This window comes from Nocardiopsis mangrovi (genome assembly GCF_042653925.1).
Taxonomy (GTDB): domain Bacteria; phylum Actinomycetota; class Actinomycetes; order Streptosporangiales; family Streptosporangiaceae; genus Nocardiopsis_B; species Nocardiopsis_B mangrovi.
On record NZ_JBHSFQ010000014.1, the window covers coordinates 12972 to 36785 of the forward strand.

Consider the following 23814-nt stretch of genomic DNA (forward strand, 5'->3'; position numbering starts at 1 on the left):
GCCGACGTCCCCCCACACTGCCCACCGGGCCGACCGAGGACGGTTGACGCACATGAGCTTGGATCGAAGGGCCGGCCGGCTTCCCGCCCCCGCACGGTGCGCCCCCTCCCGGGTGGGAGCACCGGCGTGATCGGGGCCACCCGCGAGCGCGCGGACACCGAGCCGGCGGGGGCCGCTCCCCCCGCCGCGCCCCCGCGCCGCCGATCCCATTCGCGCCGCCGCCGGGAGAACCTCGCCGCCTACGCGTTCCTCGCGCCGTGGATCGTCGGGATGCTCGCCATCACGATCGGCCCGATGCTGGCGTCGCTGTACTTCTCCTTCACCGACTACCCCCTCATCGGCGACCCCGAATGGGCCGGGCTGGACAACTACCGCGAGATGCTCGGCGACGAGCGGCTGCACAGCTCGCTGCGGGTCACCTTCACCTACGTCTTCGTCTCCGTCCCGCTGCAGCTCGCCATGGCGCTCGCCCTGGCCATCGTGCTCGACCGCGGCGTCCGCGGGCTGGCGTTCTACCGGTCGGTCTACTACCTGCCGTCGCTCCTGGGCGGCAGCGTGGCCATCGCCATCCTGTGGCGGCAGGTGTTCGGGGCCCAGGGCCTGATCAACCAGGTGCTCGGCTTCTTCGGCATCCAGGGCGAGGGCTGGGTGTCCCACCCCGACTACGCGCTGGGCACGCTGATCGTGCTCAACGTGTGGACCTTCGGGGCGCCGATGGTGATCTTCCTGGCCGGGCTGCGGCAGATCCCCGCGATGTACTACGAGGCCGCGGCGGTCGACGGCGCCGGGCCCGTGCGCCGGTTCTTCTCGGTGACCGTGCCGCTGCTGACGCCCATCATCTTCTTCAACCTCATCCTGCAGATGATCAACGCCTTCCAGACCTTCACCCAGGCGTTCGTCGTCAGCGGCGGATCGGGCGGCCCCTCCGACGCCACCATGTTCTTCACGCTCTACCTCTACCAGCGCGGCTTCGGGTCGTTCGACATGGGCTACGCCTCGGCGATGGCCTGGCTGCTGCTGCTGATCATCGCCGGGTTCACCGCCGTGAACTTCCTTTTCTCCAGGTACTGGGTCTTCTATGGTGACAACGACTAAGCCCGCCGACACCCGCCGCCCCACCGACGCCCGGCGCCGGTTCTTCACGCACCTGGCGCTGATCGGCTTCGGGCTGGTCATGCTCTACCCGCTGCTGTGGATGGTCTCCAGCTCGCTCAAGCCCACCGAGGCCATCTTCCGCGACCCCGGCCTGCTGCCCTCCCCGTTCATGCCGGAGAACTACAGCGAGGGCTGGACGGCGCTCGAATACCCGTTCCACCACTACATCTGGAACTCGCTGATCGTGGTGGCGGGGTCGATCATCGGCAACCTGCTGTCGTGCTCTATGGCCGCCTACGCGTTCGCGCGGATGGAATTCCGCGGAAAGAAGCTGTTCTTCGCGGCCATGCTGATGACGATCATGCTGCCCATCCACGTCGTGATCGTGCCGCAGTACATCCTGTTCGCCCAGCTGGAGTGGATCAACACCTTCTACCCGCTGATCGTCCCGAAGCTCCTGGCCACCGACGCGTTCTTCATCTTCCTGATGGTGCAGTTCATCCGCGGCCTGCCCCGGGACCTCGATGAGGCGGCCCGCATCGACGGCTGCGGCCACGCGCGGATCTTCCTGCGCATCATCCTGCCGCTGTCGCTGCCGGCCCTGGCCACCACGGCGATCTTCACCTTCATCTGGACCTGGAACGACTTCTTCAGCCAGCTGATCTTCCTGACCGACCCGAACATGTACACCGTCCCCGTCGCCCTCCGCACCTTCGTCGACTCGCAGGCCCAGACCTCGTGGGGCCCGCTGTTCGCGATGTCGGTGGTCGCCCTGGGACCGATCTTCGGGTTCTTCCTCGCCGGGCAGCGCTACCTCGTCAAGGGCATCGCGACGACCGGAATCAAATGACCGAAAGGAACTCGACTATGCGACCGGTTCTCAGGTCGGCGGCGGTCCTCGCCGCACTGGCGGTCGCCGCGACCGGATGTGGTGGCGGCGGCTCCGACGACGGCGTGGTGGAGCTGCGGTTCTCCTGGTGGGGCGCCGACGAGCGGCACACCAGGACCCAGGAGGTCATCGACCGCTTCGAGGCGTCCCACCCCAATATCCGGATCACCGGCGAATACACCGACTGGGACGCCTACTGGGACCGGCTGGCCACCAGCACCGCCGCCAACGACGCCCCCGACATCATCTCCCAGGAGGAGCGCTACCTGCGCGAGTACGCGGACCGCGGGGCGCTGCTCGACCTCGAGGAGTACGGTGAGCAGCTCGACCTCAGCGAGATCGACGAACTGGCCCTGACCAGCGGCCAGCTGGAGGACGGCACCTTCGGCGTGGCGACCGGCATCAACGTCGCGTCCATCATGGCCGACCCGGAGCTCTACGACGAGGCGGGCGTGGAGATGCCCGACGACTCGACCTGGACCTGGGACGACTTCATCGAGACCAGCGCGGCCATCACCGAGGCCACCGACGGCGAGATCTACGGCACCCAGGCCATGGGCGTGACCGAGGGGCCGTTCCAGATGTTCGCCCGCCAGCACGGCGAGTCGGTGTACACCGACGACGGCCAGCTCGGATTCTCGCCGCAGACGATGACGGACTGGTGGGAGATCGTCGCGCGCGTCCACGAGGAGGAGGGCGCCGCCGGCGCGGCCGAGAGCGTCGAGATCGACGCGGGCGGCCCCGACCTGTCCACCGTCGCCACCGGCTCCGGCGCCATGGCGCACTTCTGGACCAACCAGTTCGGCGTCATCTCCAACGCGTCGGGCCACGAGCTCCAGCTGCTCCGCTTCCCGGGCGAGACCGAGTTCGACCGGACGGGCGTCTACCTCAAGCCGGCGATGTTCTACTCGATCTCGGCGGGCACCGACCACCCGGAGGAGGCGGCGGAGTTCGTCGACTTCCTCCTCAACGACGTGGAGGCCGCCGAGATCATCCTCGCCGACCGGGGCCTGGCCGCCAACACCCGGATCCGCGACGAGACGCGCGACGCGCTGCCCCCGGCCGACGCCGCGACCGCCGACTACATCGAGGAGCTGACCCCCGACGTCGTCGACGCGGTCCAGGTGCCGCCGATCGGCGCCGGCGAGGTCGTCGACATCACCAAGCGCATCAACGAGGAGGTCATGTTCGGCCGGCTCACCCCCGCCGAGGCCACCGACCAGTGGATCTCGGAAGTGGAGACCGCCATCGGCAGCGCCTGACCCACCCGGACGGGCCTCGGGGCGCCCCGCCCCGGCCCGCCCGCCCTCCCGCGGCGCCCGTGCCCCCTCCCGCACGGGCGCCGTCCCCATGCCCGCCGCCGGGCGCGCCCGGCGGCTCCCGCGCAGGCCGGTCGCCGGGCGGCGGGTGGCGCCACCGGGTCAGTGGAGCAGGACCGGGGCCAGCGCGGTCAGGGCCGACAGCTGGTCGTCCAGGGTCGGGGCGATGGGCTGGACGCAGACGTGGTCGGCGCCGGCGTCGTGGTGGGCCCGCACGCCCGCCGCGATGGTGTCGGGGTCGCCCCAGGGGATGAGCGCGTCGACGAGGGCGTCGCTGCCGCCGTCGGCGAAGTCGGCGTCGGTCCAGCCGAGGTCGCGGAGGTTGTTGGTGTAGTTGGGCAGGGCCAGGTAGACGGCCATGTAGCCGCGTGCCGCGTGCCGCGCGCGGTCGGGGTCGGAGTCCAGGACGACGGCGACCTCGGGTGCCAGCAGCGGTCCGGGCCCGAGGATCCCCCGGGCCTTGGCGGTGTGCTCGGCGGGGGTGAAGTAGGGGTGCGCGCCCGATGTGCGGTCACGGGCCAGCTCCAGCATGCGGTGGCGCAGGGCCGCCAGCACGACCGGGGCGGGCTCGTCCAGGGGAGCGGGGTAGGCCACGGAGTCCATGGTGGCGAGGTAGTCGCGCATGGCCGAATAGGGCTTGGCGTAGGTCTGCCCGCGGGCCGCCACCAGCGGGGAGTGGCTGACGCCGAGTCCCAGCAGGAAGCGGCCCGCCGACGCGTCGTTGAGGCCGTCGGCGCCGGCCGTGGCGGCGATGCCGTCGCGCGACCAGATGCTGGCGATCCCGGTGGCCACGGTGATCCGGTCGGTGGCGGAGAGCAACAGCGCGGCCTGCGTGAACGCCTCCTTGCCCCCGGCGGCGTCCCCTCCGGTCCACAGGGAGCCGTAGCCCAGCCGCTCCACTTCGGCCGCCGCCCGGCGGTTGTCCGCCGCGGTGGTCGTCGACAGTGCCGTACCGAGCCACACCCCGATGCGCCCCAGCCGCCGCTTCAGCGCCGCCGTGTCGGCTTTCGGCGCCGTTCCGTGGTCGCTCATGGTGTCCCCCGATTCATGTTCGCGTGGATTCGAACATGAGCAAGCTACAGGATGTACGCGCTGATGTGAACATGATGAATACGGCATAATCGGGGCATGGCCAGCCGAACCGCGAACCCCCTGGTGCACCCCCGCGAGGAGGATCTGGAGTTCCTGGCGGTGATGGCCGCCCTGAGCGATCCCGTGCGGCTCGGCATCGTCGCCATGCTCGACGACCACCCCGGCGCCTTCTGCGGACGCATCGACCTCCCGGTCGGAAAATCCGCCGCCACGCGGCACTTCCGCGTGTTGCGCGAGGCCGGGCTGCTGCGGCAGTGGGACGAGGGCACCCGCCGGCGCAACGCATTGCGTCGCGAGGAGGTCGACCGCCGGTTCCCCGGGGTCCTGGACCTCGCCGTGGCCGAAGGCCGCCGCCACGCGGGCGTGCGCTCCATGGACGGCTGAGCGCCGGGCGGCCGGCGCCCCGGCACCGGCTCCGGGACCGGGCCCGGGAACGGGACCGCGGCATGACAACGGCCCCTGTCCCCGATCGGGGACAGGGGCCGCCTCGCCGGTCGCCGGGGCCGGTCAGCCCCCGTCGGAGACCACGCGCTCCGCGGGCAGCGAGGCCGCCGCGCGGTCGAGCAGGAACAGGGTCTGCGACCGCCCGCGCACGCCCGACGCCGGGACCTGCTCCGGCGCGGAACCGGCCAGGGCCGAGCGGACGGCGCCGGCCTTGCCCTCACCCGAGGCCAGGACCCAGACCTCGCGTGCCGCGCGGATCGCCGGCAGGGTCAGTGAGACCCGGGTGGGCGGCGGCTTGGGCGCGTCGCGCACCGCGACCACCGCGCGCTTGCGCTCCGCGAGCGCCGGGTGCCCCGGGAACAGCGAGGCCACATGGGTGTCGGGCCCGATGCCGAGCATGCAGACGTCGAACACCGGAGTCGGCGCTTCGGCCGCCTTCTGCACGGCCCCGGCCGCGGCGGCGAGGGCGCGGGCGTACCGTTGCGCCCCCGCCTCCGGGTCGTCGCCGTCGGGCCCGTCCGACGCGGGCATCGGGTGCACCCGGTCCGGATCCAGCTCCAGCCGGTCCAGCAGCGCCGCCCGCGCCTGGGTCTCGTTGCGCTCGGGGTCGTCGGCGGGCAGGAACCGCTCGTCGCCCCACCACACGTCCACGCGCCGCCAGTCGACCGCGTCGCGGGCCGGGGCCACCGCGAGTGCGGCCAGGACCGCGATCCCGATCCCGCCCCCCGTCAGCACCACCGACGCGGACCCGCGCGCCGCCTGGGCATCGGCCAGGCGGGTGACGGCCCGCGCCGCCGTCGCGGCGGCGAGCAGGTCGGCATCGGCGTGGACGATGACCGTGGGCGCGCTCACGCGGGCGCGCCCGACGTCTTGAGCAGCGTGGTCATGTGCTTGGCGGTCCTTTCGTAGATCTCGTCGGCGTCGAGCCGGCGCAGCTCCTCGGCCAGTGCCTCGGCCGCCCGCCGCCGCGCCAGCGCGACCTTCTGGTCCGGCTGCCCGGGCCGCGACAGGGTGGCGACCCGGCCGTCGAGCCGCTCGATCGAGATGTCCCCCGAGTCGCTGATCAGCGTGGCGCCGGTGATGCCCGGCCCGTTGGAGACCTTCCGCTCCACCGGCACCTCCAGTTGGTCCGAGAGCCACGCCACCAGCAGGTCCGCGCTGGGGTAGCGCGCCTCCGCGGACACCTCGGCCCCCGTGATCCACCCGCACGGCTGGTCCATGGTGCTCGCCAGCAGCGACCGCCACGGGGTGAGCCGGGTCCAGGTGAGGTCGGTGTCGCCCGGCGCATAGCGGCGGACCCGCTCCAGCAGGTCCTTGACGGGGTCGGCGCTGCGCAGCGCGTCGGTGATGCGGCGGTGGGCCAGGCGCCCCACCGGGTCGGCGGCCGGGTCGACCGGGCCGGCGCCCGGCCACCACGCGACCACCGGGGCATCGGGTACCAGCAGAGGGGTGACGACGGAGTCGGCGTGTTCGCCGAGCGGCCCGTACAGGCGCAGCAGCAGGGCCTCGCCCGGGCCGGACGTGCCGGGGCGGCGGATCTCGGCGTCGATGGCCGGCTCGGCGCCGGGGTCGCGGCGGATCAGCGCGAGCACGCGCGAGGGGTGCTCGCGCCCGGCCTCGGTCGCGGCCCGAACGGCGTCGTAGTGGTCGGCCTCGTCGGTGACGATGACCAGGGTCAGCACCATGTTCATCGCGCCGCCGCCCACACTGTGCCGCTCGGCGGTCAGCGCCTCGGTGATCTGCGACGTGGTGGTGCGCGGAAGGTAGAGCGTCATCGTTCCTCCCCTTGGTGCGGCGCGGCGGCCGGGTTGTCCACAGGCGCGGGCGTGCGTCTTGCGGCCGGTTCCGGCCGCGCGCGAAGCTGAAGGTATGAACCGAGGCCGGGGTTGCGGGTGGCCCCCCTGGGCCGGAGCGGCGAGCCGACGAACGAGCGGAGGCGTCGGTGCCGATCGCCGAAGGCCCACCCGCTCCGGCGGTGCAGCGGAGTGAGAAGGCAAGCGCTCCCAAGGAGAGCGCGGGGCGTGCGCTCGCGCTCGGGTGTCATGGGCGCCTCCACTGGCGGCCGTCCCGCGCGAGCAGGTCGTGGCCCGACTGCGGCCCCCAGGTCCCGGCGCCGTACTGCTCCGGCCGGCCGGCCTTGGCCCAGTACTCCTCCACCGGGTCGAGGATGCGCCACGACAGCTCCACCTCCTCCTGGCGGGGGAACAGCGGCGGGTCGCCGATCAGGACGTCCAGGATCAGCCGCTCGTAGGCCTCCGGGCTGGCCTCGGTGAACGACTGCCCGTAGGCGAAGTCCATGGTCACATCGCGTACCTCCATGGCCGCGCCGGGCACCTTGGACCCGAACCGCAGGGTCACGCCCTCGTCCGGCTGGATCCGCAGGACCAGGGAGTTCTGCCCCAGGTCCTCCACGTCGGCCGACGCGAACACCTGGTGCGGCGACCGCTGGAACACCAGCGCCACCTCGGTCACCCGCCGCCCCAGCCGCTTGCCGGTACGCAGGTAGAACGGCACCCCCGCCCAGCGGCGGCTGTTCACCTCCAGCTTCATCGCGGCGTAGGTCTCGGTGATGGAGTCCGAGGGGATCCCCTCCTCCTCCAGGTAGCCGCGCACCTCGGCGCCGCCCTGCCAGCCCGCGCCGTACTGCCCCCGCGCCGTGGCGGTCGACAGGTCGGCCGGCAGCTCCACCGCCGACAGCACCTTCTCCTTCTCGGCGCGCATCGCGTCGGCGCTGAACGTCACCGGCTCCTCCATGGCCACCAGCGCCAGCAGCTGGAGCAGGTGGTTCTGGATCACGTCGCGCGCCGCGCCGATCCCGTCGTAGTAGCCCGCGCGGCCGCCCACGCCGATGTCCTCGGCCATGGTGATCTGCACGTGGTCGACGTAGCTGCGGTTCCACAGCGGCTCGAAGAGCGTGTTGGCGAACCGCAGCGCCATGATGTTCTGGACCGTCTCCTTGCCCAGGTAGTGGTCGATCCGGAACACCGACTGCGGCGGGAACACGTCGTCCACGACCGCGTTGAGCTCCTTGGCGCTCTCCAGATCGTGCCCGAACGGCTTCTCGATGATCACCCGCCGCCAGGCGTCGCCGTCGGACTCCGCCAGCCCCGACCGCTTCAGCTGCTTGACCACGGTCGGGAACAGCTTGGGGGGCAGCGACAGGTAGTAGGCGTAGTTGCCGCCCGTGCCGCGGTGGGCGTCCAGCTCCTTGACCGTCTCGGCCAGCGTGTCGAACGCGTCGTCGTCGTGCAGCTCGCCCGACACGAACCGCATGCCCTCGCTGAGCTGGCGCCACACGTCCTCGCGGAACGGCGTCCGCGCGTGCTCGCGCACCGCGTCGTGCGCCTCCGCCGCGAAATCCTGGTCCGCCCAGTCGCGCCGGGCGAAGCCCACCAGCCCGAACCCCGGTGGCAGCAGCCCTCGGTTGGCCAGGTCGTAGATCGCCGGAAGCAGCTTCTTGCGGGCCAGGTCACCCGTCACCCCGAACAGCACGAGCACGCTCGGCCCGGCGATACGGGGCAGCCGCCGGTCCAGCTCGTCGCGCAACGGGTTCGGGATCGCTCCCGGCATCACCGGTTCTTTCACGTCGTGTCCCCGCTATCTCTCACATCGACTCCGCTCGTCCGCGGTGGTTTGTGGAACCGCCGCGGCGTCCGCAGGCGCGCGGCGGGGTTCTGCGGTGGGCCGCACCGGGCGGAGCGGGCACCCGATGCGTGCGGACGGACCGGTCAGCCCGCGTCGCCGAGCTGCTGGGACACCCGCGCCAGCAGGTCGTTCCAGGACGTCTCGAACTTCTCGACGCCCTCGTCCTCCAGCACGGCCACGACATCGTCGTAGTCCACCCCGGCCTCCGCCAGGGCGTCCAGGTCCGCACGCGCCTGGGCGTAGCCGCCGCGCACGGTGTCACCGGTGAACACCCCGTGGTCGGCGGTCGCCTCCAGGGTGGCCTCGGGCATGGTGTTGACCGTCCCCGGCGCCACGAGCTCGGTGACATAGCGGGTGTCGGCGTAGGCGGGGTCCTTCACCCCCGTCGACGCCCACAGCGGGCGCTGCGGCGAGGCGTGCAGGCCCGCCAGCGCCTTGAACCGCTCCGACCCGAACACCTCCTCATGGGCCTGGTAGGCCAGGCGCGCGTTGGCGATCGCCGCGCGGCCCCGCAGCTCCAGGGCGCGGTCGGTGCCCACGGCGGCCAGGCGCTTGTCGACCTCGGCGTCCACCCGGCTGACGAAGAACGACGCCACCGACTGGATGCGCGAGATGTCGAGGCCGTTCTCGGCGGCCTGCTCCAGGCCCGCCAGGTAGGCGTCCATGACCTGCCGGTAGCGCTCCAGCGAGAAGATCAGGGTGACGTTGACGCTGATTCCCTCGGCCAGCGCCCGCGTGATCGCCGGCAGGCCCTCCACCGTCGCCGGGATCTTGATCAGCAGGTTGGGGCGGTCCACCAGCCACCACAGGGCGCGCGCCTCGGCGACCGTGCGCTCGGTCTCGCGCGCCAGCCGGGGGTCGACCTCCAGCGACACCCGGCCGTCGACCTGCCCGGTGGCCTCGTACACGGGCCGCAGCAGGTCGGCGCCCCAGCGGATGTCGTAGGCGGTGATCGCGCGCACCGCCTCGTCGACCGAGACGCCGCGCACGGCGAGGTCGCGCAGCTGGTCGTCGTAGGCGTCGCCCTCCTTGAGGGCCTTCTCGAAGATGGTGGGGTTGGACGTCACGCCTACGACGCTGCGCTGGTCGACCAGTTCCTGGAGGTTGCCCGAGCGCAGGCGCTCGCGGCTGATGTCGTCCAGCCACACGGCGACGCCCTCGCCGGACAGGATCTGCAACGGATTCGTCATCACTTCGCTCTTCCTCGTCATCACCGTCGGCCGCGCAGCCGGTGCGCCCCGACGCGCAGGGGGTCCTTCCCCGGTTCGGTGAAGGACCCCCGCCACATCGATCAGTTTCCGGTCGTCGTTCCGTACTCGCCGCCGAGCTTCGCGATGCTCGCGTGCACCGCGGCCACCACCCGGTCGGGGGTCAGCCCGAACTGCTCGTACAGGGTCGCGTAGGGAGCGGACGCGCCGAAGTGCTCCAGGCACACCGCTTCGCCGTGGTCGCCGATGAACTCCCGCCAGCCCATGCCGATCCCGGCCTCGACCGAGACCCGGGCCGGCACGTTGGGCGGCAGCACCTCGTTGCGGTAGGACTCGTCCTGCTCGCGGAACCATTCCACGCTGGGCATGGACACCACACGCGTCCCGACGCCCGACTCCTCCAGGCGGGTGCGGGCCTCCAGGGCGATGGAGACCTCGCTGCCCGTCGCGATGATCACCGCTGCGGGCTTGCCGTCGCCGGCCTCGGCCAAGATGTAGCCGCCCTTGGCCGTGTTCTCGGCGGAGGCGTAGACCGTGCGGTCGAGGGTGGGCACGTTCTGCCGGGTCAGTGCCAGCGCCGAGGGGCGGTCGCCGTTGCGCAGGATCGTGCGCCAGGCCACCGCGGTCTCGTTGGCGTCGGCCGGCCGGACGACGTCGAGCCCGGGGATGGCGCGCAGCGCCCACAGGTGCTCGATCGGCTGGTGGGTGGGGCCGTCCTCGCCCAGGCCAATCGAGTCGTGCGTCCACACGTAGGCGACCGGCAGCTTCATGAGCGCCGCCAGCCGCACCGCGGGGCGCATGTAGTCGCTGAAGACCAGGAAGGTGCCGCCGTAGGGGCGGGTGGGCCCGTGCAGGGCGATGCCGTTGAGGATCGAGCCCATGCCGTGCTCGCGGACCCCGAAGTGCAGGACCCGGCCGAACCGGTTGCCCGAGAACATCTTGGTGGAGTACTCCTCGGGGATGAAGGAGGGCTCGCCCTTGGGGGTGGTGTTGTTGGACCCCGCGAGGTCGGCCGACCCGCCCCACAGCTCCGGCAGCACCGGCGCGAGGGCGCTCAGCACCTCGCCGCCGGCCTTGCGGGTGGCCATGCCCTTCTCGCTGGCCGGGAACACCGGCAGCGCGTCCTCCCAGCCCTTGGGGAGGGTGCCCGACTGGAGGCGGTCGAACAGCTCGGCGCGCTCCCCGGCGCTCTCGCGCCAGGCGGCGAGCCCGCTGTCCCACGAGGTGCGCGCCGCGCGCCCGCGGTCGATCGCCTCGCGGGTGAAGGCCAGGACCTCCTCGGCGACGTCGAAGACCGCGTCGGGGTCGAGGCCGAGGATCCGCTTGGTGGCCGCGACCTCGTCGGCGCCCATGGCCGCGCCGTGGACGGCGCCGGTGTTCTGCTTGTTCGGCGCCGGCCAGCCGATGATGGTGCGCAACCGGATGAAGGAGGGGCGCTCGGACTCGGCCTGCGCGGCAAGGATGGCGCCGTGCAGCTGCGCGACGTCCTCGTGGTAGGTGCCGCCCGCGGTCCAGTCGATCTCCTGGACGTGCCAGCCGTAGGCGCGGTAGCGCGCGGCGACGTCCTCGGAGAACGCGATCTGGGTGTCGTCCTCGATGGAGATGTGGTTGTCGTCGTAGATGACGACGAGGTTGCCGAGCTTCTGGGTGCCGGCCAGCGAGCTGGCCTCGTGGCTGATGCCCTCCTGGACGTCGCCGTCGGAGCAGATCGCGTAGACGAAGTGGTCGAAGGGGCTCTCGCCGGGGGCGGACTCCGGGTCGAACAGACCGCGCTCGCGCCGGGCGGCCATGGCCATGCCGACCGCGTTGCCGACGCCCTGGCCCAGCGGGCCGGTCGTGGTCTCCACACCGGGGGTGTGGCCGTGCTCGGGGTGCCCGGGGGTGAGGCTGTCCCACTGGCGCAGCCGCATGAGGTCCTCAAGGCACAGGCCGTAGCCGGCCAGGAAGAGCTGGATGTAGAGGGTGAGGCTGGAGTGTCCGGCGGAGAGGACGAATCTGTCGCGGCCGACCCAGTGGGGATCGCTCGGGTCGTGCCGCATGACCTTCTGGAACAGCAGGTAGGCGGCGGGCGCGAGGCTCATCGCGGTGCCCGGGTGGCCGGAGCCCGCCTCCTCGACCGCATCCATCGCGAGTGCGCGGACCACATCGACGGCGCGACGGTCGAGGTCCGACCACTCAAGGGATTCCGAGGTGTCGATGTTCACGCGGGCTCAGGGCTCCTTTCGCGCATCCAGCTGATGCCCGGGCGTCATCGTCCGGGGATCGTGAATGTGAGGTTGTCCATGGTCGCGCCGCCCTGACGGCGGTCGGCGCGCTGAGCCCGCACGCGGCCGGCCGGACCATCGGCCGGCCCGGATCTCCCGGGTCCGCTGCGGGGCACGCGAATTCCGAACGCGACAGGTGCGACCAACTGCGAGCCTATCGCCCCAACGCGGGCACGGCATGTTCAACACGTCTCATCGGGACCGCGTGCGACGCGATTCACGGGCGGGTGCGGGGGAGAGCGGGCGCCGCCGCCGCTCCGGCCGGATGCGGACAAAGCGGGGCGCGTGCGGGGACCGGAGGCCGCCGCAGGGCCGGCGGCGGCGCTGCGCGCGGACGGCCGCGGAGAGCGGGGCGCCCCGCAGCAGGGCGGATGCCCAGTGCAGCGGGGGGTGATGCGAGACCGCGCCCCGGTCGAGGGGGCGCCGCGGCGAGTACTACAGTATGTCGTTGACGGGGTTGTGCGGTTCCTGGCGTGGCGTCGATTGAGACCCGGACCCCTCTGTGGCGAGCAGTGAACATCCCCGATTCGTTTGAGGTTCAGCGTGTCTGTGTCCGTAGACCGGATGTCCCCCGATACCACGGCCCCCCGCGCGGTGCCGGGCACCCGGCGGCACTGATGGCCCTGCTCGACGAACCCCCGCAGGGCGCCGCGCAGGTCCACGGCGCCGCCCGCCCCGAGGCCCCGCAGCGCGGCACCTCCCTGGGCGCCTACGTGCGCGCCTATGTCGCGCTGTCCAAGCCGCGCGTGATCGAGCTGCTGCTGATCACGACCATCCCGGTGATGTTCGTGGCCGCCGCCGGCGTACCGCCCCTGTGGACGGCCTTGGCCACCCTGGTGTTCGGCACGATGTCGGCGGCCAGCGCCAACGCGATCAACTGCTACATCGACCGCGACATCGACCAGGAGATGCGCCGCACGCGGCGCCGGCCGGTGGCCATGGACCAGGTCACCCCGCGCGGCGCGATGACCTACGGGCTGGTGCTGGCCGTGGGCTCCACGGTCGGGTTCGCCGTGTTCGTCAACGTGCTCTCGGCGGCGCTGTCGGCGTTCGCGATCCTGTTCTACATCTTCGTCTACACGCTGCTGCTCAAGCGCCGCACGGCGCAGAACGTGGTGTGGGGCGGCATCGCGGGCTGCATGCCGGTGCTGATCGGCTGGTCGGCCATCACCAACCGGCTCGACTGGGCGCCGCTCATCCTGTTCCTGGTCGTGTTCTTCTGGACGCCGCCGCACACCTGGGCGCTGGCCATGCGCTACCGCGAGGACTACGCCGCGGCCAAGGTGCCGATGCTGCCGGTCGTGGCCGGCGAGCGCCGGGTGCTGCTGGAGTGCGTCCTCTACAGCTGGGCCACCGTCGTGGTGTCGCTCCTGCTGTGGCCGGTCGCCGGGACCACCCTGTTCTACCCGGTGGTCGCGCTGGCTTTGGGGGCGCTGCTGCTGGTGCAGGCCCACCGGCTGCTCGCCCGCGTCCGCGCCGGGGCCACCGGGCCCGAGCTCAAGACCATGGGCTTCTTCCACCTGTCCAACGCCTACCTGGCGCTGCTGTTCTCCGCGGTGACGATCGACCCGCTGCTCGCGGGCTTCCTGGCCTGACCCTGTCGGCGCCGGTCCCCGGCGGCCCGGGGCTCCGCGGCGCCGTCCGGGCCCGCCCCGCCGAGGGGCGCTCCGCGTCTCCGGGGAGCGCGAAACGGCTGTTCAGGAGCGGGGTGGAATTCCCCGGCGGCAGCCGGCACGTTACGATCTGGGGCCATGCCCGGACTTGACGCGAAAGCGATTCTGGAGGGGCGCCCGCCCGGGCGCCGCTCCATCGGACTGACCATCGGCATCTTCTTCAGCGTCCTGTGCATGCTGGCGATGATCGGCTACCTGCTCTGGTCCGGACTCTCCAGCGGCGGGGTCGCCGGCGTCGTGGGCTTCGTCATCAGCCTCGTCGCCGCGGTCATCCCCGTCGCGATCCTGGTCCCGCTCATCCTGCTGCTGGACCGGCTCGAACCCGAGCCGGGGCAGATGCTCGTCTTCGCGTTCCTCTGGGGCGCGGGCGTGGCGGTGGTCGTCTCCTTCGTCCTCAACACGCTCGGCATGGAGCTGTGGGCGGTCCCCGTGTTCGGCCCCGATGTCGGCGTGTTCGTCACCACCGCCGTGGGCGCGCCGCTGGTCGAGGAGAGCGCGAAGGGCCTCGTGCTGCTCATCCTGCTGTGGCGGCGCCGCTACGAGATCGACTCCTACACCGACGGCGTCATCTACGCGGCGATGGTGGCGACCGGGTTCGCCTTCACCGAGAACATCCTCTACTTCCTCACGGCCTACTTCGAGTCGGGGTTCTTCGGCCTGGCGTTCACCTTCGTGCTGCGCGGCCTGGTCTCCCCGTTCGGCCACCCGCTGTACACGTCGATGATCGGGATCGGCGTGGCCTACGCCGCGATCAACCGCGGCGCACTGCGCCTCGTCGCCCCGGTGGTCGGCTGGGCCGCGGCGGTGCTGCTGCACGGGCTGTGGAACGGGGCCACGATCTTCGGCTGGCTCGGGTTCGGCATCGCCTACGTGCTGCTGTTCTTCGTGCTGCTCGCGGTCATCGCGGTGGCGGTGCAGGACCGGCGCCGCCAGGTCGCGGCGATCTCGTACTACCTGCCGCCCTACATCCCGACCGGCCTGGTCACCCCCGCCGACGTCCGGATGCTCAGCTCCATGCGGGTACGGCGCCGGGCCCGCAACTGGGCCCAGCGCAACGCCGGCCAGCGCGGGCGGGCGGCGATGAAGGACTACCAGCTCGCCGCCACGGAGCTGGCGCTCCTGCACCAGCGGCTGGACCGCGGGGTGGCCCGCCCGCAGTGGGAGGCCCGGCGCGACTCCTTCCTCGCGCTCATGCACGTGGCGCGCGAGGCGTTCCTCGGCCGCGTGGAGCGCCCCGCGGCGCCCGTCTGGGCGCCGAGCGTGACCGACTCCGGGTTCCTCAAGCGGGCGGACTTCGCGCAGGTGATCGCCAGGGCACAGGCGGAGCGCGACGCCGAGCGGCGCCCCGCTACGGGCGGGCCGCAGCCGTCGGGTCTGCCCGGTCACCGGCCGCCGAATCCGGGGCCGCGGCCTCCCCAGCGGTGACCGCGACCCGCTCGGCGGTCCCGAAGTACACCCGCAGGATCGCGACCCACACCAGCGTCGAGCCCAGGACGTGCAGCACCACGAGGGCTTCGGGCAGGCCCAGGAGGTATTGGGCGTAGCCGACCGCGCCCTGGGCCAGGACGGAGGCCACCAGCAGCAGAGCGGGCGTGCGCACGCCGCGCGGCGTCCCGGCCCGCACCGCCAGGACGGCGAGGACCACGGCGCCCAGGGTGACGGCCCAGGCGAGCACGGAGTGCACGCGGGTGACGGCGACGATGTCGAAGCCCCACCGCGGCGCCTCGGCGTCGCCGCCGTGCGGACCGGTGCCCGTGACCACCGTGCCCGCCACCAGCAGCGCGAACCCGACCGGGACCAGGGCCGTGGCGATCCCGCGCATCAGGGGGGACACGGTGGGCCGCAGGACCCCCTCGGGCTCGCGGCAGCGCACGTAGAACGCGACCGTGAGCACGACGACGACCATGGACAGCAGGAAGTGCGCGGCGACGGAGGCGGGGTGGAGCGAGGACCAGACGGTGATGCCGCCGACCACGCCCTGGCCCAGGACACCCAGCGGGATGATCGTCGCCAGGGTCAGCAGGTCGCGCCGGCGGGGGCGGCTGCGCAGCACGGCGACGAAGACGATGATCCCCACGGCCAGCACCACGAACGTCAGCATGCGGTTGCCGAACTCGATGGCGGCGTTCAGCGCGGCGTGCCCGGTGCCGATGGGGACGAAGCTCTCCTCGGTGCAGCGCGGCCATTCCGAGCAGCCCAGCCCCGACGAGGTCACCCGCACCGTCGCCCCGGTGACGGCGATGCCCGCGTTGGCCGCGATGTTGGCGAGGCCCCACCACCGCAGCGTGGCGGTCGTCGGCCGCAGGGCGGTGCGGGCGAGCAGGATCAGGCCGCCGACCATGACGGCGGCGAAGGCGACCTGCCAGGCCCAGAACGGCACGGACAGAATGACGATGTCGTCCGCCGCGAACACGGCCGGACCTGGGAGACCACGCATACGACACACTGTAGTACTGCCGAACCGGTCCCCGGATCGGGGTTCGACGGGGCGCATGACCAGCGCGAACGCCGGTCTCTCGCCGGAGCCGCCGCTCGGTCGGCGCATGCGCGCACTACGGTCCGGCCCGGCCGGGCCGGACCGTAGGGCGCGGGGGGAGCGGTCCCGGAGCGGGCGGGACACACCCGCCGGGGATGCACCACGGTCCCGGCGCCGGACGCCTGGGACCGCCGTGCGCTACTTGCCTTGGTAGTAGGCGGGTGCGAAGGACCCGCCGTCGTCGGCGGTCGCCGTCCCCGTGAGGGCGATCGTGCCCGCCGCGGCGAGAACCGCGATCGCCAAGGCCCGCTTGATGGTCATCCGCATGCGTACTACCTCCGTACCGGAGCGCCCGGGTGGCGCCCACCGGGAACGCAGACGCGCCGACCGCCCGGCTCGTTCCGGCGCGGCCGGATCCGGTCATGGCGGTCCTCCGGACCGGGGAGCGGGCGGTGAGCGGCGTGGGCCGGCAGGGGGCACGTGGTGTCCCGGAGGCCCTGGGGCGGCGGGGCCACGGGCGGCCGCGCGAGGAGGCCCGCGGGGCGGGCGCGCGGGTTCCGGGGAGGAGGGGGATCCGGTGCCGTGAGACGCCACCCGGTCGCCTGCGCGGGCGCCGGGCGCCGGTGCTCCGATACGCACACGGCCCCGGCGACCGTGGGGTCGCCGGGGCCGTGGCGGGCGCGCGGTGCCGTGACCCGTCAGGGACGGGTCACGCTGTGAGGGAGCGGGGAACTCACAGCGTGGAGACGTTCAGCAGCAGGTTGACCGTGCCGGTGCGCACGCCGCTGAGGGCGTCGGCGGTGGCGTTGTCGGTCAGGTAGCTCTGGACCTCTTCCTGGGAGGCGTCGCCGTTGGCGTCCTTGTACAGCGCGGCAGCGCCGGCCACGTGCGGCGACGCCATCGAGGTGCCGCTGATGGTGTCCTCGCCGCCACCGATCCAGGTGGAGGTGATGTCCACGCCCGGGGCGTAGATGTCGACGACCGACCCGTAGTTGGTGAACGACGCGGAGGCGTCGGTCTCGTCCGAAGCCGCCACCGTGGCGACACCCTCGGCGCGGGCGGGGGAGGAGTTCCCCGCGTCCGCTCCCGAATTGCCGGCCGCGACCGCGACGAACACGCCCGACTCGGAGAGCGCGTTCACGGAGTCGTCGATGGCCTGGGAGGCCCCGCCGCCCAGCGACAGGTTGGCCACGGAGTTGTCCACGGCGTTGGCGGTCACCCAGTCGATGCCCGCGACGACGTCGTCGGTGGTACCCGAGCCGTTGTCGTCGAGGACGCGGACGCCGTAGAGGTCGGCCTCCTTGGCGACGCCCCAGGTGCTGGAGCCGATGGTGCCGGCCACGTGCGTGCCGTGGCCGTTGCCGTCGGCGCCGTCGCCGCCGGTGGCGTCGAAGCCGACCTGGGCCCGGCCGCCGAAGTCGGCGTGGTCGGCCTCGATGCCGGTGTCGATGATGTACGCCGACACACCGGCGCCGGTGTTGTCGACGGAGTAGGAGTCGTCGAGCGGCAGGGCCTCCTGGTCGATGCGGTCGAGACCCCAGGTCTCGGTGGCCTCGACCGTGCCGACCTGCTCCACGAAGGCGACGCTGGAGTTGGAGCGGACGCCGGTGACCTCGGCCGCGCTGAGCTCGGCCGAGAAGCCGTTGATCGCGGTCGTGTAGGTGTGCTCGACGGCCTCCGACGAGATGCCGAAGTCCGAGGCGGTGACGCTGTTCGCGGAGACGCCTTCCTCAAGGACCACGATGTACTGGCCCTCGACGGCGTTCGCCGCGGTGTTCAGGGGGGCGAGGTCGTCGGCTCCAGCGGTGCCGGCGCCCATGAAGGCGAGCGGCACGGCGAAGACGCCGGCCGCGGTGAAGCCGAGGGTCGTTCGCTTGGCGGACGATCGATCCACGTGATTCCTCCAGATCCGGATGGGGACACGGCGTACATATGGTGGGGACGCCGTGGGCCGCGGTCCTTGTACGGTCCGAGGCACGCACGAACCGTAGATGAGTGGTGAGCACATTGTGAAGGATCGTCACGGAGAGTGCTTGTTACCGGTGGGTTGCGGAGTATGACGACACCCGTCGAACAGGGGTCGATCGAACGGAAACCGATGAGCAGTGGCCGCTTTCGGCCATGCCTTAACCGTGCGCGATCACGATCGGTGAAAGAGATCCGGGTCGCCGGGCAGGTCGGACCGGGTGGCCCGGTGGCCGGGCCGGGGCGCGCGGGCGCCGCCGTGGCTCAGCGTTCGGATCCCGATTCCGCGGCGGGCGTGTCGGGGAGCTGCGTGGCGCCGGGTGCGGGCCGGGGCGGGGGTGTGCGGGTCGCCCCGACGCTGGCGCCCACGACGCAGCCCACGGCCAGCCACTGCCAGACCGAGAGCACCTCGCCGAGCAGCGCGAGGCCGATCAGCGCCGCGGCGGTCGGCTCCAGGCTCATCAGGATGCCGAAGACCCGCGGCGGCATCCGGCGCAGCGCCTGCATCTCCAGCGTGTAGGGGACCACCGACGACAGCAGGCCCACGGCCGTTCCGATGACCAGCAGGCGCGGGTCCAGTAGCGCGGTGCCGCCCTCGGCGATTCCGGCCGGCGCCATGACGAGGACGCCCACGACCGAGGCGATGGCCAGCCCCGACGTGCCCGAGAACCGCCGTCCCGTGGCCGCGCTGAGCAGGATGTAGCCGGCCCAGGCGGCGCCCGCCAGCAGCGCGAACGCCACCCCCGCGAAGGTGATGTCGCCGTCGCTGCGGCCGAGCAGCAGGACGCCGCAGCCGGCCAGCGCCACCCACACCAGGTCCACGCGGCGCCGCGATCCGGCGACGGCCACCGCCAAGGGGCCCAGGAACTCGATCGTCACGGCGATGCCCATGGGGATGCGCGCGATGGCCTGGTACAGCGAGTAGTTCATCAGGGCCAGGCACAGGCCGAAGCCGATGGCCGTCATCCAGTCGGCGCGGGTGCGCCCGCGCAGCACGGGGCGCGCCAGCGCGACCAGGACGACCGCCGAGGTGGCCAGGCGCAGAAAGACGACGGCGCTGGGCGGCAGGACGCCGAAGAGGTTCTTGGCGATGCCCGCGCCCATCTGGACGGAGACGACACCGATGAGGACCATCCATGTGGGCGGAATGGTGTCGCTGGCGGCACGCAGGAGGGCGCCCGCCGGGGGCAGGCCGATGCGGAGGGGGCGGGAGGAGGCGTTCGCCGTCGCATGTGCGCTCACAGGGGATCATCCTATGAACCCGCGGGGCGTGCCCAGCCCTGCCCCTGACCGGGGCGGCCCGCTTCCGGCCGGCGCGGACCGCCCCGGGTCGGTGCGGACGGCCCGCGGCCGAGGCTCCCGAGGCGGCCGCGGGCCGTGCGGCGTAAGAGCCGCGGTGCCGGGGAATGCTCCATTCGTCCGGATCGCGAAGGGAAGCCGAGGGAGCCATGGGGTTTTCGGTCACATCCGAGGTGGGCCGCCTGCGCCAGGTGCTCGTCCACCGGCCGGATCTGGAGCTGACCCGGCTCACGCCGTCCAACAACGACGAGCTGCTCTTCGACGACGTCCTGTGGGCCCAGCGCGCCCGCGAGGAGCACGACGCGTTCGCGGAGCGGCTGCGCGAGCGGGGGGTGCGGGTCGTGCTCTTCCACGAGCTGCTCCAGGACGTCCTGGCCATCCCCGAGGCCGCCGCCTACATCCTCGACAACGTCCTCGATGAGCGGTTCTTCGGCCCCATGGCCGTCGACTCCATCCGCACGGCGTTCGAGGCGATGGACCGGACCACGCTGCGCCGCCTGCTCATCGGCGGGATCACCAAGCGCGAGCTGCTGCTGCGCACCGACGAACCGCGGTCGGTCTGGTTCCACAGCCTCGGCCCCGACGACTTCGTGCTCTCACCCCTGCCCAACCACATCTTCACCCGCGACACCTCCTGCTGGCTGGGCAACGGGGTCTCCATCAACCCGATGCGCAAGAAGGCCCGCCGCCGCGAGACCATCCACTACGAGGCCGTGTACCGATGGCACCCGATGTTCGCCGAAGCCGACTTCGAGGTGTGGAACCCGGGCCGGGCCTGGGCGCCGGCCACGATCGAGGGCGGCGACGTCATGCCGATCGGCAACGGATCGGTGCTGGTGGGGCTGAGCGAGCGCACGCGCCCGCAGGCGGTGGAGCTGCTGGCCCACGAACTGTTCTCCCGCGGCGGGGCCGAGCGGATCCTGGGCCTGTGGATGCCCAAGTCGCGGGCGGTGATGCACCTGGACACCGTCATGACCAACGTCGACCACGGCGTCTTCACCAAGTACGCCGGGCTGGGCATGCTGCCGTCGTACACGATCGAGCCCGGCGACGACGAGAAGGAGCTGAAGGTCACCGACCACCCGCCGGAGGACATGCACCGCGCCATCGCCGCGGCGGCCGGGTTCGACGACATCAAGGTGCTCACGCCGGTCCAGGACGTGTTCTCCTCCCAGCGCGAGCAGTGGGACGACGGATGCAACGTGTTCGCCGTCGAGCCCGGGGTGGTGGTGGCCTACGAGCGCAACGTCACCTCGAACACCTACCTGCGCGAGAACGGGATCGAGGTCATCGCGATCAGCGGCAGCGAGCTCGGCCGCGGCCGCGGCGGCCCGCACTGCATGACCTGCCCGCTGGAGCGCGACGCCTGACGCCGGCCGTCAGCCCCCGGCCGCGGCGGAGGCGGAGGCGGAGGCGCGTTGCGCGGGGCCGCCGGGGGCGTCCGGTGCCCCGCGCTCCCGGCGCCGCGGCGGCAGCAGCGCCGCCAGCGCCAGCAGCCAGCCCAGGGCCGCCACAGCGGGCTGGACCAGGATCATCACCAGGCCGACCCAGGTCTGTCCGGCCAGGCCGGTCGCCTCCTGGACGACGAGCCACAGGTAGGGCAGAGCGGCGGCGGCCACCTGGAGGCCAAGCGCCCCCCACAGCAGCCCAGCACGTCGCGGCCGGCGCAACGCGATCAGCACCGCCCCGACCCCCAGCACCACCACCGGCGGCCCGAGATCCCGCACCACCGCCACCCAGGGCACCCCGATCGACTCCACCCGCCGAACCCTACCGGGGAGTGGACTCAAGCGGCTGCGACGTCCACCGCAGTCATCGTGGCTGCCACGGTGTTCGGAGCGGGTATGGGCAGCCCGTCCTCGCGCATGAGCTCAAGGTGGCAGCGCATGGCGTCCTGCATCTCGGAGATGGTCTCTTCGATCGTGTCGCCTAGGGCGACGCATCCCGGCAGGTCGGGGCACCACGCTCCATACCCGTCTGGAGCGCGTTCGATGAGGATCACGTAGTTGCTCATGTCCGATCCTTTGTTCACAGGCCCGCCTGTTTCAGGATGCTGCGTTCCGTCCCGATGGGCAAGGTCTTACCGAGTTGCCCAGGGATGGTGACCACGCCCTTCTTCGTGGGGTGTTTGAAGTGGCGATGGCTGCCGCACGTTCGCTCAAGGTACCAGCCATCGTGTTGGACGCGTTTGATAATTTCACGGACTGTAATCGGCATGCTGCGCAACATATCGGCGCATGACCGCCGGCGACCGGTGAATCAGCGAATCAGGCGGTCTACTCCCAGCGGAAGTACCGGCTGGCCAGGGCCGCCGCGATCGCCGCCCAGGCCGCGAGGGTGAGGGCGGGGAGGAGGGCGGGGGCGGCGCCCTCGGTGAGGACCGAGCGGAGGCCCTCGGTGAGGGCCGTGATGGGCAGCGCCTGGACGACCGCCTGGACCGGCTCGGGGAAGCGGTCGGTGGGGAAGAGGACGCCGCCGAGGCCCAGCAGGACGACGTAGACGAGGTTGGCCCCGGCCAGAGTGGCCTCGGCGCGCAGCGTGCCGGCCATGAGCAGGGCGAGCGCGCTGAACGCCGCCGTGGCGAGCAGGATGAGGAGCGCGGCGTAGGCCAGCCCGGCCGCACCGGCGGCTGGCCGCCAGCCCAGGGAGAGCGCGACCCCGCACAGGACCGCGATCTGGATGACCTCGACAACCAGTACCGCGGCGGTCTTCGCCGCGAGCAGCCCGAACCGCGACAGCGGCGTGGCGCCCAGCCGCTTGAGGACGCCGTAGCGCCGCTCGAACCCCGTGCCGATCGCCTGGCCGGTGAACGCCGTGGACATGACCGCCAGGGCGAGGACACCGGGCGCGAGGAAGCCCACCCGGGACCCCTCACCGATGTCCATCACCGAGGTGAGGCTGAAGCCCACCAGCAGCAGAACGGGGATGACCATGGTGAGCAGCAGTTGCTCGCCGTTGCGCAGCAGGATGCGCAGCTCCATGGACGCCTGGGCGGCCACCATGCGGTGCAGGGGCGCGGCGCCGGGGGCGGGGGAGAACGTGCCCTGGCCGGGCCGCCGGGTGTGATCGATCATGACTCGCGGATGTCCCGCCCGGTGAGTTCGAGGAAGACGTCTTCGAGCGTGCGCCGGTGCACGCTCAGCCCGGCGGGCAGCACCCCGTTGGCCGCGCACCATGTGGTGACCGTGGCCAGGAACTCCGGGCCGAGGCCGCCGGGCGCGTCGGTCTCGATGACATAGGTGCGGTCGCCGGCGCCGGTTCCGGGACCGCAGGGGTGGACGTCCACCCGGGTCGCGGCGGGCAGCGCGGCGAGCAGGCTCGCGGTGTCGAGTCCCGCCGCCGACTCGAACCGCAGCTCCTGCCGGGTGTCGGTGAGTTCGTCGGTGCTGCCGTCGGCCACGACGCGCCCGTGGTCGATGATCACCACGCGGTCGGCGAGGCGTTCGGCCTCCTCCATGTGGTGCGTGGTCAGCACGACCCCCACTCCGCTCTCGCGGAGTTCGGCCACCAGGTCCCAGGTGGCGCGCCTGGCCTGCGGGTCGAGCCCGGCGGTGGGCTCGTCGAGGAAGACCAGCTCGGGACGGCCGATGACCGCGGCCGCGAGGGAGAGCCGCTGCTGCTGCCCGCCCGACATCCGGCGGAACGGCGTGCTCGCGGCGGAGACCAGCCCCAGCCGCTCCAGCAGCAGGGACGCGGGGACGGGGTGGGCGTGGAAGGACCCCATGAGCCGCAGCCATTCGCCCGCCCGCGCCCCGGTGGGCACGCCGCCCGACTGCGGCATCACGCCCACCCGGGGCCGCAGCCGCGCGCCGTCGGCGGCGGGGTCGAGGCCCAGGACCCGGACGCGTCCGGAGTCGGCGCGGCGGAAGCCCTCGCAGATCTCGATGGTGCTGGTCTTGCCCGCGCCGTTGGGCCCGAGGAGCGCGGTGACGGCCCCCCGCGGAGCGGTGAACGACAGGCCGGCCACGGCGGTGGTATCCCCGTAGCGCTTGACCAAGTCGGTGACCTCGACCGCGGCAGTGCTCATGGCAGCCAAGTTTACGGTGGGTGCGCGAAGGCCCCGCACCGCCCCGGTGCGGCGGCCCGCGCCCTGCGCGTACCGCCCTCCGCCGCTACCACGGCGCGCGGCTCACGGGGTCCGGCTCGCGGCCCGCCTGACGAGGGCGGCGATCTCCTCCTCGGCCTTCCCGGTCAGCGCGGTCACGGCGTATGAGGCCGGCCATAGCCCGCTGGGATCGTCGAGGCCCGCCTCGGTGCTGAACCCGAACGACGAGTAGCGCTCCTCGTCGGCCTTCCCGCTGCGGAAGAAGCAGACCACCTTCTCGTCGTCGGTGGGTACGGCGTCACGCTGACCGGGCCGGGTCGTCCAGCGCTGCTCGATTCCTGACCGCCGGGCGCCGGCCCTCCGAGCGGGCGATCGGACCGGTCCGGGCGACGGCATCGGG

At 72.4% G+C, this 23814-nt stretch carries 23 protein-coding genes; 7 read left to right on the plus strand and 16 right to left on the minus strand.

Annotated features, from left to right (window positions below; translation table 11 throughout):
* The first annotated feature begins 126 nt into the window (after positions 1–126).
* From ACFO4E_RS15295 to ACFO4E_RS15305, 3 genes are read left to right on the plus strand one after another with little or no spacing between them, the layout of a single operon-like run.
* The gene (locus tag ACFO4E_RS15295; RefSeq protein WP_378575169.1) at positions 127–1095 is read left to right on the plus strand and encodes a carbohydrate ABC transporter permease; all 969 of its coding nucleotides are present in this window, start codon (positions 127–129) and stop codon (positions 1093–1095) included.
* A complete protein-coding gene (locus ACFO4E_RS15300; RefSeq protein ID WP_378575172.1) occupies positions 1079–1945 on the plus strand; it encodes a carbohydrate ABC transporter permease in 867 nt (288 codons plus the stop codon). The genes ACFO4E_RS15295 and ACFO4E_RS15300 overlap by 17 nt, the downstream gene beginning before the upstream one ends.
* Positions 1946–1962: 17 nt before the next feature.
* The gene (locus ACFO4E_RS15305; RefSeq protein ID WP_378575174.1) at positions 1963–3246 is read left to right on the plus strand and encodes an ABC transporter substrate-binding protein; all 1284 of its coding nucleotides are present in this window, start codon (positions 1963–1965) and stop codon (positions 3244–3246) included.
* Between the two features lie 159 nt (positions 3247–3405).
* Here the strand turns inward: ACFO4E_RS15305 and ACFO4E_RS15310 are convergent, their stop codons facing one another.
* Positions 3406–4335, minus strand: a complete 930-nt coding sequence (locus tag ACFO4E_RS15310) for a TIGR03620 family F420-dependent LLM class oxidoreductase (protein WP_378575177.1) — start codon at positions 4333–4335, stop codon at positions 3406–3408.
* 96 nt (positions 4336–4431) lie between these two features.
* On the opposite strand from ACFO4E_RS15310, the gene ACFO4E_RS15315 reads away from it, so the two are divergent.
* The gene (locus ACFO4E_RS15315) at positions 4432–4779 is read left to right on the plus strand and encodes an ArsR/SmtB family transcription factor (RefSeq protein ID WP_378575179.1); all 348 of its coding nucleotides are present in this window, start codon (positions 4432–4434) and stop codon (positions 4777–4779) included.
* Positions 4780–4902: 123 nt separating this feature from the next.
* Here the strand turns inward: ACFO4E_RS15315 and pgl are convergent, their stop codons facing one another.
* From pgl to tkt, 5 genes are all read right to left on the minus strand, one after another.
* Positions 4903–5691, minus strand: coding sequence for a 6-phosphogluconolactonase (gene pgl, locus ACFO4E_RS15320; protein WP_378575182.1), 789 nt, complete (start codon positions 5689–5691; stop codon positions 4903–4905).
* Positions 5688–6614, minus strand: coding sequence for a glucose-6-phosphate dehydrogenase assembly protein OpcA (locus tag ACFO4E_RS15325; RefSeq protein ID WP_378575184.1), 927 nt, complete (start codon positions 6612–6614; stop codon positions 5688–5690). Before ACFO4E_RS15325 ends, pgl begins: the two co-directional genes overlap by 4 nt.
* A gap of 265 nt (positions 6615–6879) precedes the next feature.
* Entirely contained in the window at positions 6880–8409 is a 1530-nt protein-coding gene (zwf, locus tag ACFO4E_RS15330; RefSeq protein WP_378575186.1) for a glucose-6-phosphate dehydrogenase, read from the minus strand.
* A gap of 158 nt (positions 8410–8567) precedes the next feature.
* Positions 8568–9674, minus strand: coding sequence for a transaldolase (gene tal / locus ACFO4E_RS15335; RefSeq protein WP_378575189.1), 1107 nt, complete (start codon positions 9672–9674; stop codon positions 8568–8570).
* Between the two features lie 101 nt (positions 9675–9775).
* Entirely contained in the window at positions 9776–11896 is a 2121-nt protein-coding gene (gene tkt, locus ACFO4E_RS15340) for a transketolase (protein WP_378575192.1), read from the minus strand.
* A gap of 677 nt (positions 11897–12573) precedes the next feature.
* Between tkt and ACFO4E_RS15345 the strand changes: the two genes are divergently transcribed.
* Together ACFO4E_RS15345 and ACFO4E_RS15350 are read left to right on the plus strand one after the other, a co-directional pair.
* On the plus strand, positions 12574–13551 hold the full coding sequence (locus tag ACFO4E_RS15345) for a heme o synthase (RefSeq protein ID WP_378575195.1): 978 nt from the start codon (positions 12574–12576) through the stop codon (positions 13549–13551).
* 156 nt (positions 13552–13707) lie between these two features.
* Entirely contained in the window at positions 13708–15054 is a 1347-nt protein-coding gene (locus ACFO4E_RS15350) for a PrsW family intramembrane metalloprotease (RefSeq protein WP_378575197.1), read from the plus strand.
* On the opposite strand, the gene ACFO4E_RS15355 is transcribed toward ACFO4E_RS15350, so the two are convergent.
* From ACFO4E_RS15355 to ACFO4E_RS15370, 4 genes are all read right to left on the minus strand, one after another.
* Positions 14978–16066 carry a COX15/CtaA family protein gene (locus ACFO4E_RS15355; protein ID WP_378575199.1) on the minus strand — a complete coding sequence of 363 codons (1089 nt, stop codon included), beginning with the start codon at positions 16064–16066 and terminating at the stop codon, positions 14978–14980. The two genes, ACFO4E_RS15350 and ACFO4E_RS15355, sit on opposite strands and share 77 nt — an antisense overlap.
* Before the next feature lie 237 nt (positions 16067–16303).
* Complete coding sequence (locus tag ACFO4E_RS15360) at positions 16304–16432, minus strand: hypothetical protein (RefSeq protein ID WP_378575202.1); 129 nt, start codon at positions 16430–16432, stop codon at positions 16304–16306.
* 406 nt (positions 16433–16838) lie between these two features.
* Positions 16839–17999: a S8 family peptidase gene (locus ACFO4E_RS15365; RefSeq protein WP_378575205.1), complete on the minus strand. Its 1161-nt coding sequence runs from the start codon at positions 17997–17999 to the stop codon at positions 16839–16841.
* A gap of 335 nt (positions 18000–18334) precedes the next feature.
* Positions 18335–19312 carry an EamA family transporter gene (locus tag ACFO4E_RS15370; RefSeq protein ID WP_378575208.1) on the minus strand — a complete coding sequence of 326 codons (978 nt, stop codon included), beginning with the start codon at positions 19310–19312 and terminating at the stop codon, positions 18335–18337.
* A gap of 206 nt (positions 19313–19518) precedes the next feature.
* Between ACFO4E_RS15370 and ACFO4E_RS15375 the strand changes: the two genes are divergently transcribed.
* On the plus strand, positions 19519–20739 hold the full coding sequence (locus ACFO4E_RS15375) for an arginine deiminase (RefSeq protein WP_378575210.1): 1221 nt from the start codon (positions 19519–19521) through the stop codon (positions 20737–20739).
* Between the two features lie 9 nt (positions 20740–20748).
* On the opposite strand, the gene ACFO4E_RS15380 is transcribed toward ACFO4E_RS15375, so the two are convergent.
* The 6 genes from ACFO4E_RS15380 to ACFO4E_RS15405 form a co-directional block, all read right to left on the minus strand.
* Positions 20749–21129, minus strand: a complete 381-nt coding sequence (locus ACFO4E_RS15380; protein WP_378575212.1) for a hypothetical protein — start codon at positions 21127–21129, stop codon at positions 20749–20751.
* Between the two features lie 26 nt (positions 21130–21155).
* On the minus strand, positions 21156–21383 hold the full coding sequence (locus ACFO4E_RS15385) for a type II toxin-antitoxin system HicB family antitoxin (RefSeq protein WP_378575215.1): 228 nt from the start codon (positions 21381–21383) through the stop codon (positions 21156–21158).
* Between the two features lie 14 nt (positions 21384–21397).
* Positions 21398–21586 (minus strand): type II toxin-antitoxin system HicA family toxin, encoded by a 189-nt coding sequence (locus ACFO4E_RS15390; protein ID WP_378575218.1) that lies wholly within the window; start codon positions 21584–21586, stop codon positions 21398–21400.
* Positions 21587–21645: 59 nt separating this feature from the next.
* On the minus strand, positions 21646–22443 hold the full coding sequence (locus tag ACFO4E_RS15395; protein ID WP_378575221.1) for an ABC transporter permease: 798 nt from the start codon (positions 22441–22443) through the stop codon (positions 21646–21648).
* Positions 22440–23396: an ABC transporter ATP-binding protein gene (locus ACFO4E_RS15400; RefSeq protein ID WP_378575223.1), complete on the minus strand. Its 957-nt coding sequence runs from the start codon at positions 23394–23396 to the stop codon at positions 22440–22442. The genes ACFO4E_RS15395 and ACFO4E_RS15400 overlap by 4 nt, the downstream gene beginning before the upstream one ends.
* Before the next feature lie 102 nt (positions 23397–23498).
* The gene (locus ACFO4E_RS15405; protein WP_378575226.1) at positions 23499–23810 is read right to left on the minus strand and encodes a hypothetical protein; all 312 of its coding nucleotides are present in this window, start codon (positions 23808–23810) and stop codon (positions 23499–23501) included.
* Positions 23811–23814: the final 4 nt, after the last annotated feature.

What these genes read in the sequence shown, in the direction of transcription:
- ACFO4E_RS15305 (WP_378575174.1), top strand. Translation starts at nt 1,963, where the DNA reads ATGCGACCGGTTCTCAGGTCGGCGGCGGTCCTCGCCGCACTGGCGGTC.
- ACFO4E_RS15400 (WP_378575223.1), bottom strand. Translation starts at nt 23,396, where the DNA reads ATGAGCACTGCCGCGGTCGAGGTCACCGACTTGGTCAAGCGCTACGGG.
- ACFO4E_RS15390 (WP_378575218.1), bottom strand. Translation starts at nt 21,586, where the DNA reads ATGCCGATTACAGTCCGTGAAATTATCAAACGCGTCCAACACGATGGC.
- ACFO4E_RS15350 (WP_378575197.1), top strand. Translation starts at nt 13,708, where the DNA reads ATGCCCGGACTTGACGCGAAAGCGATTCTGGAGGGGCGCCCGCCCGGG.
- ACFO4E_RS15325 (WP_378575184.1), bottom strand. Translation starts at nt 6,614, where the DNA reads ATGACGCTCTACCTTCCGCGCACCACCACGTCGCAGATCACCGAGGCG.
- ACFO4E_RS15310 (WP_378575177.1), bottom strand. Translation starts at nt 4,335, where the DNA reads ATGAGCGACCACGGAACGGCGCCGAAAGCCGACACGGCGGCGCTGAAG.
- zwf (WP_378575186.1), bottom strand. Translation starts at nt 8,409, where the DNA reads ATGCCGGGAGCGATCCCGAACCCGTTGCGCGACGAGCTGGACCGGCGG.
- ACFO4E_RS15385 (WP_378575215.1), bottom strand. Translation starts at nt 21,383, where the DNA reads ATGAGCAACTACGTGATCCTCATCGAACGCGCTCCAGACGGGTATGGA.
- ACFO4E_RS15360 (WP_378575202.1), bottom strand. Translation starts at nt 16,432, where the DNA reads ATGCGGATGACCATCAAGCGGGCCTTGGCGATCGCGGTTCTCGCCGCG.
- ACFO4E_RS15315 (WP_378575179.1), top strand. Translation starts at nt 4,432, where the DNA reads ATGGCCAGCCGAACCGCGAACCCCCTGGTGCACCCCCGCGAGGAGGAT.
- ACFO4E_RS15355 (WP_378575199.1), bottom strand. Translation starts at nt 16,066, where the DNA reads ATGCGTGGTCTCCCAGGTCCGGCCGTGTTCGCGGCGGACGACATCGTC.
- ACFO4E_RS15345 (WP_378575195.1), top strand. Translation starts at nt 12,574, where the DNA reads ATGGCCCTGCTCGACGAACCCCCGCAGGGCGCCGCGCAGGTCCACGGC.
- ACFO4E_RS15300 (WP_378575172.1), top strand. Translation starts at nt 1,079, where the DNA reads ATGGTGACAACGACTAAGCCCGCCGACACCCGCCGCCCCACCGACGCC.
- tal (WP_378575189.1), bottom strand. Translation starts at nt 9,674, where the DNA reads ATGACGAATCCGTTGCAGATCCTGTCCGGCGAGGGCGTCGCCGTGTGG.
- ACFO4E_RS15405 (WP_378575226.1), bottom strand. Translation starts at nt 23,810, where the DNA reads ATGCCGTCGCCCGGACCGGTCCGATCGCCCGCTCGGAGGGCCGGCGCC.
- ACFO4E_RS15375 (WP_378575210.1), top strand. Translation starts at nt 19,519, where the DNA reads ATGGGGTTTTCGGTCACATCCGAGGTGGGCCGCCTGCGCCAGGTGCTC.
- ACFO4E_RS15395 (WP_378575221.1), bottom strand. Translation starts at nt 22,443, where the DNA reads ATGATCGATCACACCCGGCGGCCCGGCCAGGGCACGTTCTCCCCCGCC.